Origin of the sequence: Psychromonas sp. B3M02 (assembly GCF_003318165.1) — a bacterium.
In the GTDB taxonomy this organism is placed as follows: domain Bacteria; phylum Pseudomonadota; class Gammaproteobacteria; order Enterobacterales; family Psychromonadaceae; genus Psychromonas.
In genome coordinates, this window is record NZ_QOCB01000101.1 from 20,760 (window position 1) to 30,655 (window position 9,896).

A 9,896-nucleotide genomic window follows, 5' to 3' on the forward strand; every position below is an offset into this window, starting at 1 on the left:
CTACTTTGGGGTTCAATGCGATGAGTATATTTATTTGTTTAAAATTATCTAGTGTTGTTTTAAAACAGGGCTTAATTTTGAGGCTAAGCCCTGTTTAAATAGACTTTATTTACTTTTTACTACTGTTTACCACCTTAAATAAGAGCGTTGAGTGTGCTTTTGCGTGTACTGATGCTTCTTCGGCGTTTTGATCAACCAACTCACCCGTTGCACAACTTGTGTCTAAGACCTTACACCATGTTTTAGTTGTTGCTAACTTAGGTAGCTCACAGGCGATTTGGTATGTAGATGCGTTAAGAATCAAGTACCAATGTTCCCCCTCTTCACTGGCTTCTTTTAATGATAGCGCAATGGCCTGCGAATTAGTGGCATGCCAATCTACCTCTTCCATCAAGTAACCATCAGGGTGATACCAAGCCACAATATCACTCTCGGGATTATGATCATCTAAGATGAGGTCACCAAATAAACGTGACTCTGCGCGTAATGCAATCATCTTGCTAGTAAAAGCGAGTAATGCCTGGTCATCCTCAGACGTATCCCAATTAATCCAACTAATTTGATTATCTTGACAATAGGCATTGTTATTGCCCGATTGATGATTACCCATTTCATCACCGGATAAAAAGTGCGGCGTGCCCTGAGATAAAAAAAGCGTGGCAATCATATTACGCTTTTGTTGTTGGCGTAAACGATTGATACGCTCATCTTCCGTTGGCCCTTCAAAACCATAATTAGCAGATAAATTATGACCGTGACCATCTCGATTATTTTCACCATTAGCTTGATTATGACGCTCTTGAAATGACACCAAATCATCTAACGTAAAACCATCGTGATAACAAATATAGTTAACGCTGGTACTGTTGCTACGGTATTTAGCCGGGAAAAAATCATGTGAACCTAATAGCCGTGTCGCCACTTCAGAGACTTTACCTGTATCACCACGCCAGAAAGAGCGCATGGTATCGCGATACCTGTCATTACACTCTTTCCATTGTTCAGGGAAAGCACCTAAACGATAACCGCCAGGGCCAATATCCCAAGGCTCAGCGATTAATACAACCTGACTCAGAACAGGGTCTTGCATCAATGTTTTGAAAAAAGCGCTGTGCTCTGTAAAGCCTTTTGCTTCACGAGCTAGTGTGACGGCTAAATCAAACCTAAAGCCATCAACTTGCATCTCAGTCACCCAGTAACGTAATGAGTCTAAGGTAATTTTTAATGACCAAGCAAAATCTAAATTAACTGTGTTACCACAACCAGAATGATTACTATAACGTTGAAAATCTACACCCTGTTTAGTGCTTTCAAAACAATAATAATGTCTGTTATCTAACCCTTTAAAGCTCAGTATTAGCCCATCTTTACCTGATTCAGCGGTGTGATTAAAGACCACATCCAATATCACTTCAATATTAGCTGCGTGTAACTCTTTAACCATGGTTTTGAATTCATTCACCGCATCATATTGGCTATAACGGCGTTCAGGCGAGAAGAAGTTAATTGGGTTATATCCCCAATAATTGGTCAGACTGAGTCCACTTAAACGAGGCTCACTCATAAAGCTAAATACAGGCATAATTTGTAAGCTAGTGACCCCTAAAGATTGGTAATGTTTGATACTTTCAGGGTGTGACAAACCAAGATACTTGCCACGCATTGCTAATGGGATCTTAGTGTTACTTTGGGTAAAACCTTTAGCATGCAGCTCGTATAAGATACGCTCTTGAGCATTGATATTAGGCTTTTCAGTGCCCTGCCAATCGAAACTATCATCTACCACCAGCGACTTAGCAACAAAGTTATCATCAAGGTCACTTTGTGCCTGTACAAAACTATGTTGTACCTTGCTTAAGGCTTTGGCATAAGGATCAATGAGCAAATTATTTTTGTTAAAGAACAGCCCATTAGCCGGTTTAAACTCACCATCAACACGGTAACCGTAAGCTTGACCTGCTTTAATTCCCGTTAAATACACATGCCATAAATGTGAATGTGATGAAGTTAATGGGTAACTAGCAATTTGTTTTTCATGTTTATCAAATAGGCACAGTTCAACGGAAGTGCCCCCTTGGCTATGTACTGCAAAGTTACAACCCTGCTCATCAAGTGTTGCGCCTAAAGGAAAGCATTGGCCTTTACTCGCAGAAAACAAAGATTGTTGACTATGTGGATTAGCTATCTCTATTTCAATATTATGTTTTGCCACTTAAGCACCCTTTCGTTTTAAATAAACCGTTGATAGTGGGGGTAAATTTACGACTATTGAATGTTCCTTTCCTTGCCATGGATGTGCTTCACTTATAAATACGCCCATCTGTTCACCCATCTGGTAATTACTGCCCCAATAATATTCACTATCGGTATTGATCACTACTTCATAATGACCAACCTCATCCACTGCAATACGGTACATTTGACGAGGTACAGGGGTGAAATTCGAGACACAAATCACATATTGGCTTTTATCTAGATTATAGCGAACAAATGAGATAATGCTGTTGTGATCATCACTATGATCTAACCATTCAAAACCTTCAGGCTGATAATCAGATTCATACATTGCTGGGTTAGTTTTATAGAAGTGATTAAGATCAGAGATAAGTTTTTGTTGGCCTTTGTGTTTTTCATAATCTAATAAATCCCAATCTAAACTATGGTCGTGATTCCACTCGTGGCTTTGAGCAAATTCACCGCCCATAAAATTAAGCTTTTTACCTGGGTGACCAAACATATAGCCCATGTAAGCACGTAAATTGGCGGCACTTTGCCACTCATCACCGGGCATTTTATCCAGTAAACTTTTTTTACCGTGTACCACTTCATCATGAGACAAAGGTAAGATGAAATGCTCGTTATAATGATAAACCATCGCAAAGGTCATTTCGTGATGGTGATATTTTCGGTACATAGGATCCTGAGACATGTAATTTAATGAGTCATGCATCCAGCCCATATTCCATTTAAAGCCAAACCCTAATCCACCTTCAAAGGTTGGTTTAGATACGCCAGCAAAAGCGGTAGACTCTTCAGCAATGGTCATAGCATGTGGGTATTGACTATATACTTCTTCGTTAAACCATTTTAGTAGACTGATTGCTTCATAGTTATGGTTACCACCATCAACATTTGGTACCCATTCCCCCTCTTCACGAGAGTAATCCCAATACAACATAGAGGCGACGGCATCCACACGTAATCCATCTACGTGAAATTTATCTAACCAAATCAATGCACTTGCCACTAGGAATTGACGTACATTGTCACGCCCAAAATCATAAATATAAGAGTTCCAATCAGGGTGCCAGCCTCGACGCGGATCTTCATATTCATACAAAGGAGTACCATCGAAGCGCGCTAAACCATGTGGATCGGCAGGGAAATGAGCAGGCACCCAATCGATAATAATCCCTAACCCTACCTGATGACACTGGTCGATAAAGTATTTAAGATCGTCTGCATCACCAAATCGACTGGTCGCAGCAAATAACCCTACTGGCTGATAACCCCATGAACCATCAAAAGGAAATTCAGAGATAGGCATCACTTCAAGGTGGGTATAACCCATACCTAACAAATATGGCAGTAACTCTTCCGCTAACTCGCGATAAGTGAGCATACGCTCAACACCATCCTCATGTTTACGCTTCCATGAGCCAAGGTGCACTTCATAGATACTCATGGGAGCAAAGCGTTTATCTCCCACCTGTGAGGCTTGCCAAGCTTGGTCATTCCACTGATATTTGTCATGGTCAACCACAATCGACGCATGAGAAGGATATTGCTCAGCTTGAAATCCAACTGGATCAGCTTTATGCGGCAAACGATGCCCTCCAGCATCTTTTAACTCATATTTATAAGCACAACCAGCACTTAAACCAGGTACAAATAAGACCCAATGACCACACCAGCTTTTTTGCATAGGATGATGTTGACCATTCCAAAAATTATGCTCTGAAATTAAACTTACGCTGCTGGCATTAGGTGCATAAACGATAAAACGAACGCCACTCACAGCGACATCATTAACCACAGTTTCTTTAAGCTGAGCACCTAAAGTATGATAAACATTCTGTGGCGCTTCATGTAGAGTGGATAATCCCTCAAAGGCAATATCATGAAACTGATAAGGGTCAATGACTTGATGTGTTGCATTCGCATAAGTCACCGTTAACTTATAAACAAAGACTTCAGTCATGTCTGGTAAATTAATTTCAAATAATCCTGCTTCATAAACTTGAATTAATTTACCAGCGAGCTTTGAGTCATCTAATGCAACAAACTCTACGGCTTTTGCATCGGGCAACCACACTCTTAACAAATAACCTGTCGACTCAACATTTTTTATTAACCCTAATGTGTCGAATGGGTTTGCTAACCTGGCTTTTTCTAATTGTGCTAATAATGTTGACTTTAATGGTGCAGCGACTATTTTAGTGCTTGCTTCAGCTTTTTTAACCGAGTATTCAATAGTTTGCTTTTTTTTACTGGTTACTGTTTTTTTCGCATTTTTTCTTGTCATCTTCATTACCTAATCAGAAATTATTCATAATATTGCTGTTAACGAGAGCGTGCTTCTGTAACTTTATTGAGTAGAGATAAAATATCCTCATCGGCAAAAAGTGCTTCTAAGTTGTGAGAGAGTTTACGTTGCCAATTACGATATTCATCACTTGTACCTGGTACATTAACGGGTTGGTCCATCTCTAAAAAGTCTTCGAGTTGTAAACTGAGGAGTAACGCACTTCCTGAAGCAAGATGTTGTTGTAATTTGAAGTTTAATTGCTTATCCATGCCAGTAGTATTGGCATCATGATATTGATCATCGGGAATCGATTGATGACCATGTAAACTATTTAAAATTTGCTGCTTTGCCCTTACTCGGTCATTCAGTAATCGTTCAAATACAGCTTGATCTGGATATAAACCTAACTCTTTACCTAAATACAGGTCATCACAATGCCAATAGCCTTTGATAGTCGCGATATCATGGGTTGATAAAGTCGCCATGGCTTGTTGTATATAATGATCAGGCGAAATAAATCCACCGTCAGGTGCCTGCTCAAAAAAGAACACTTTATATGAGTAAACACCTGCTTCTTGCAATAAGGTGTCCATCCCTTCAGGTACAGTGCCTAAATCTTCACCAATAACTAAACACTGATTCCGCGTACTTTCCAATGCTAATATATTCAGCATATCGTAAACGTTATAATAGATATAAGCGCCGCTATCCGCGGTTTCACCTTCAGGTACCCACCACAAACGAAGCAACGCCATCACGTGGTCAATACGTAACGCGCCGCAATAGCTCATATTCGCCTGCAATAGATCAATGAATGGCTGGTAACCTGCTTTAAACAACTGATCCGGCGACCAAGGTGGTAACCCCCAGCTTTGTCCTAATGGTCCCAAAACATCAGGTGGGGCACCAATACTGATCTGTTCGCAGTACAGGTCATGATTTGCCCAGACATCACTCGCCCCCTTACCTACACCAACGGCAAGGTCTCGATATAAACCCAATGACATACCTAAGGATTGCGCAAGTTTATCTGCTTCGGCTAGTTGCGCCTCAGTCACCCATTGGCAATAACACCAAAATAAAATTTCCTGTTTATTTTCCTCACACCATTGTTGTGTGCCTTCACTGTTAAAAGACTGAAACTCCTGTGGCCAAGCAGGCCATCCCCAAGCATTTTGATCTTCTTCTAAGAACTTAAAACGTAAAGCATCATAAACAGCTTGTTGCTGCAAAGCTGACCCTTTTTCTGTTACATATGCATCAAGCTCTTTAAGGCGATTACTTTTAGCATTCACTAATGTGTCAAACATGTCGCGTAATGCACAGAGTTTTAACTTGGTCACTGCTTCATAATCAACCCAGTCAGTGCCTCGTAATGCAGACAATTCAGCTTGAAATGCTTCACTTTTATATTGTTTTTGTAATGATCCACATTCTTCAAATTCAGGCACTGCCGTAATATCTGTGTAGATGATATTTAACCATTCACGTGATGAAGGGCTATACGGACTGGCTTGCTTTGGTTGTGATGGGTTTAAAGCGTGGATCGGATTTAAACCAATAAAATCACCACCATTTTCAGCGGTTTTTTGCAGTAAAAATTTTAGGTCAGAAAAATCGCCAACTCCCCAGTTATTCTCACTTTTTAAACAATATAACTGAACGCTAGCCCCCCATAATTTTTTACCTTCTTTTATAGGAGCCGGTGTAAAGCAACTTTCAGGGGTAATAATTAAGGACATCTCAGCTAAGGGTTGATCATTACCTTCTTCTAATAATGTTAACTTGTGATAACCAATATCAAGTGGAACGTCTATCTCAACTTCATACAGTTGAAACTCGATATCATTAATATCTTTACAACCTAACAACGGAAAGTCGGTCGCAGTAATCTGTTTATCTATCTCTAAACCATCTTCTGTGGTGATTCGATAAAGCAAAGGATCTGTCACAAAGTCGATTGGGAGGTGTACTTCAATGAGGTAGCTTTGAGCCTGTTGTAATACGGTGACGGGTGCTAATACAGACAACCAATGTTGTAGCTCTTGTTGATTATAATAATCCATCAATGCATGTTCATCGGAAGCATCAACGCCCATATGTGAAATTAAATTCTTGATTTTCTCTTCGCTAACTGTCGCGGGGTTCCCCCATGCATCTACAAAATGCTGGTCTATTCCTTTTAGTTGCATAAACGACGCCAATGCAGGATTATTCATAAAACACCTATCTATATAGTTAACTTACTGTCATGTTAATTTATTAAAATGAGTATTTAACTAATAACAGTAATTTGCAATGATTTAATCACGCAAACATCCTCATTGCATAAAATATTACTCATAAGATGCGCTTTTAAAATTTAAAAATATACAAAAACATCTCTTTTCATTTCATTTATAAAGCGACAATTTATTATTTTTAATCAATTTTAAACAGTTGAAAATAAAATATAATTCTGAGGTTGGATATAATTCATTACATAGGAACAGATATGATTTCACATTTAAAACTTAAGACAATCAGAACATTAAATGAACATATAAGTATCGAAGTTGATCAAAATGGTTTTGAGTTTATTATTCTCAAGCATAAAAAATTTGATGCTGCCTTTAGCTTACACGGCGCTCACCTAATACACTTTCAAGCTAAACAAGCCGCACCACTTATTTACCTCAGTAAAACAGCTGTATATGCTCCTAAAAAAGCGATTCGTGGTGGAGTGCCTATTTGTTGGCCTTGGTTTGGTAGTAATACTGAAAGTAAACAAAAAGGCTTAGCTTCTCATGGTTTTGCTAGAAACAGTGAATGGACATTATCATCATTTAATAGCACTGACTTAGGTATTGATATTGAGTTTTCATTAGAAACCAGTCAATCCACAAAAGCGATTTGGCCACATGATTTTAACCTTACCTTAAAAGCTTCTTTAACTGACCATGTTGAATTAACACTGATTACCGAGAACACCGGTGAAACTCCATTCCATTATAGTGGTGCACTACATACTTATTTACATATTGCAGATCAACGTCAATGTTCAGTACAAGGTTTAGCAAACGACTACACGGACTCATTACAAAGTAACCAAGCAAAACAAAGTGCTCAGCCTTTACATATTGGTCACCCAATCGATTCGATTTACGCAGTCAACGATGGTGCTATTGTGGTAAAAGATGATGCATACCAACGTACCATTTCAGTTAGTAATGAAGGTAACGATTCGGTAGTGGTATGGAATCCATGGGTCGAAGGAGCAAAAGCATTTGCAGATATGCCCGATGATGGTTACCAAACCATGCTATGTATTGAGTCTGCAATCACAGCCGATCCTGGCCATTTAGTTGCACCAGGTGAGTCTCACCGCCTAAAAACTGTTATCAAATAACCCATTACTTTCAAAAATAACCACTTAATTTACAAAGTAACAACAAAAAATTCTATTTTATGAAATATGGTTATGGAACGGGTTACAGTTAGCCCTTGACTTAAATAAAAACCTAAAATAGAGCGAGAAATAATAGTTTAATGATGGTTTTTCTTTATTTTATCGAGAATTGCCCTTAATATGCTCTGGTAATTTAATTACTGTGATATTAGTTCAAAAAAATACTAAGCGTTGATTTACAAAATAGTGAGCAACAAAAGTATTTTTTAGAGCTTATAACTTGACTAACATCAAAAACTAGGTGTCAAAGGCACTTATAATGATGACAAGTTAAAAAAATCAAACATCCATAAGGAAAAATAAAATGACAATTAAAGTAGGTATTAACGGCTTCGGTCGTATCGGCCGTTTCGTATTCCGTGCAGCATGTGAACGTGCTGATGTTGAAGTTGTTGCAATCAATGACTTAATCGACGTTGAATACATGGCTTACATGCTTAAATATGACTCAACTCACGGTCGTTTCAACGGTACTGTTGAAGTTAAAGACGGTAACCTAATCGTAAACGGTAACACAGTACGTGTAACTGCTGAGCGTAACCCTGAAGATCTAAAATGGGACGCAGTTGACGTAGACGTAGTTGCTGAAGCAACTGGTCTTTTCCTTACTGACGAAACAGCTCGTAAGCACATCACTGCTGGCGCTAAAAAAGTTGTTCTAACTGGTCCTTCTGGCGACGTTCCAATGTTCGTTAACGGCGTTAACTTCTCTGAGTACGCTGGTCAAGACATCGTTTCTAACGCTTCTTGTACTACTAACTGTCTTGCACCTATCGCTAAAGTACTTAACGATAAATGGGGTATTGAATCAGGTCTAATGACTACTGTTCATGCAACTACTGCAACTCAAAAAACTGTTGATGGTCCATCTGTTAAAGATTGGCGCGGTGGTCGTGGTGCTTCTCAAAACATCATCCCATCTTCAACTGGTGCTGCTAAAGCGGTAGGTAAAGTAATTCCTGAGCTAAACGGTCTTCTTACTGGTATGGCTTTCCGTGTACCAACTGCTGACGTTTCTGTTGTTGACTTAACTGTTAACCTAAAAACTGCTGCTACATACGAAGAAATCTGTGCAGAAATGAAACGTGCTTCTGAAAACGAAATGGCTGGTGTTTTAGGTTACACTGACGAAGCTGTTGTTTCTCAAGACTTCATCGGTGAAATCCAAACTTCAGTATTTGATGCTGCTGCTGGTCTTTCTCTAACTGACAAATTCGCTAAAGTTGTATCTTGGTACGACAACGAAATCGGTTACTCAAACAAAGTTTTAGACCTAGTTGCTCTTATCTCTAAATAAGACAAACTTCTAAATTTTGTTATCAAGCCTATACTTCGGTATGGGCTTTTTTGTATCTGGCGTTTGAGATAATAGAGGCTAGATTACGAGATGCTAGATACTAGATACTAGATACTAAATACTAAATACTAAATTTTAACTTTGAACTTTGAACTTTGAACTTTGAACTCGTTACTTTTTCAAAGTAATAACGAAATCGAACTAGATAAAAACAAACAAAGTTTTAAACCTAGTTGCTCTTATCTCTAAATAAGACAAACTTCTAAATTTTGTTATCAAGCCTATACTTCGGTATGGGCTTTTTTGTATCTGGCGTTTGAGATAATAGAGGCTAGATTACGAGATACTAGATACTAGATACTAGATACTAGATACTAGATATTAGATATTAGATATTAGATACTAAGTTTGAGCTTTGAACTCGTTACTTTTTCAAAGTAATAACGAAATCGAACTAGATAAAAACAAACAAAGTTCTAAACCTAGCTGCTCTTATCTCTAAATAAGACAAACTTCTAAACTTTGTTATCAAGCCTATACTTCGGTATGGGCTTTTTTGTATCTGGTGTTTGAGATAATAGAGGCTAGATTACGAGATGCTAGATACTAGATACTAGATACTA

Annotated in this window: 5 protein-coding genes; 2 read left to right on the forward strand and 3 right to left on the reverse strand. The window is 38.6% G+C overall.

Features of this window, described 5'->3' with window-relative positions:
- Nucleotides 1-109: 109 nt before the first annotated feature.
- The 3 genes from glgX to malQ are packed head-to-tail and all read right to left on the reverse strand — an operon-like array spanning nt 110 to nt 6,747.
- Nucleotides 110-2,212: a glycogen debranching protein GlgX gene (glgX, locus tag DS885_RS11135; protein WP_258546900.1), complete on the reverse strand. Its 2,103-nt coding sequence runs from the start codon at nt 2,210-2,212 to the stop codon at nt 110-112.
- Nucleotides 2,213-4,525 (reverse strand): 1,4-alpha-glucan branching protein GlgB, encoded by a 2,313-nt coding sequence (gene glgB, locus DS885_RS11140; protein WP_113819508.1) that lies wholly within the window; start codon nt 4,523-4,525, stop codon nt 2,213-2,215.
- A gap of 38 nt (nt 4,526-4,563) precedes the next feature.
- A complete protein-coding gene (gene malQ / locus DS885_RS11145) occupies nt 4,564-6,747 on the reverse strand; it encodes a 4-alpha-glucanotransferase (RefSeq protein ID WP_113819509.1) in 2,184 nt (727 codons plus the stop codon).
- Nucleotides 6,748-7,022: 275 nt separating this feature from the next.
- Here malQ and DS885_RS11150 point away from each other — a divergent pair, with 275 nt between their 5' ends.
- Nucleotides 7,023-7,916, forward strand: coding sequence for a D-hexose-6-phosphate mutarotase (locus tag DS885_RS11150; RefSeq protein ID WP_113819510.1), 894 nt, complete (start codon nt 7,023-7,025; stop codon nt 7,914-7,916).
- 364 nt (nt 7,917-8,280) lie between these two features.
- On the forward strand, nt 8,281-9,273 hold the full coding sequence (gene gap / locus DS885_RS11155) for a type I glyceraldehyde-3-phosphate dehydrogenase (protein ID WP_113819511.1): 993 nt from the start codon (nt 8,281-8,283) through the stop codon (nt 9,271-9,273).
- The last annotated feature ends 623 nt before the right edge of the window (nt 9,274-9,896 follow it).

What these genes read in the sequence shown, in the direction of transcription:
- malQ (WP_113819509.1), bottom strand. Translation starts at nt 6,747, where the DNA reads ATGAATAATCCTGCATTGGCGTCGTTTATGCAACTAAAAGGAATAGAC.
- gap (WP_113819511.1), top strand. Translation starts at nt 8,281, where the DNA reads ATGACAATTAAAGTAGGTATTAACGGCTTCGGTCGTATCGGCCGTTTC.
- glgB (WP_113819508.1), bottom strand. Translation starts at nt 4,525, where the DNA reads ATGACAAGAAAAAATGCGAAAAAAACAGTAACCAGTAAAAAAAAGCAA.
- DS885_RS11150 (WP_113819510.1), top strand. Translation starts at nt 7,023, where the DNA reads ATGATTTCACATTTAAAACTTAAGACAATCAGAACATTAAATGAACAT.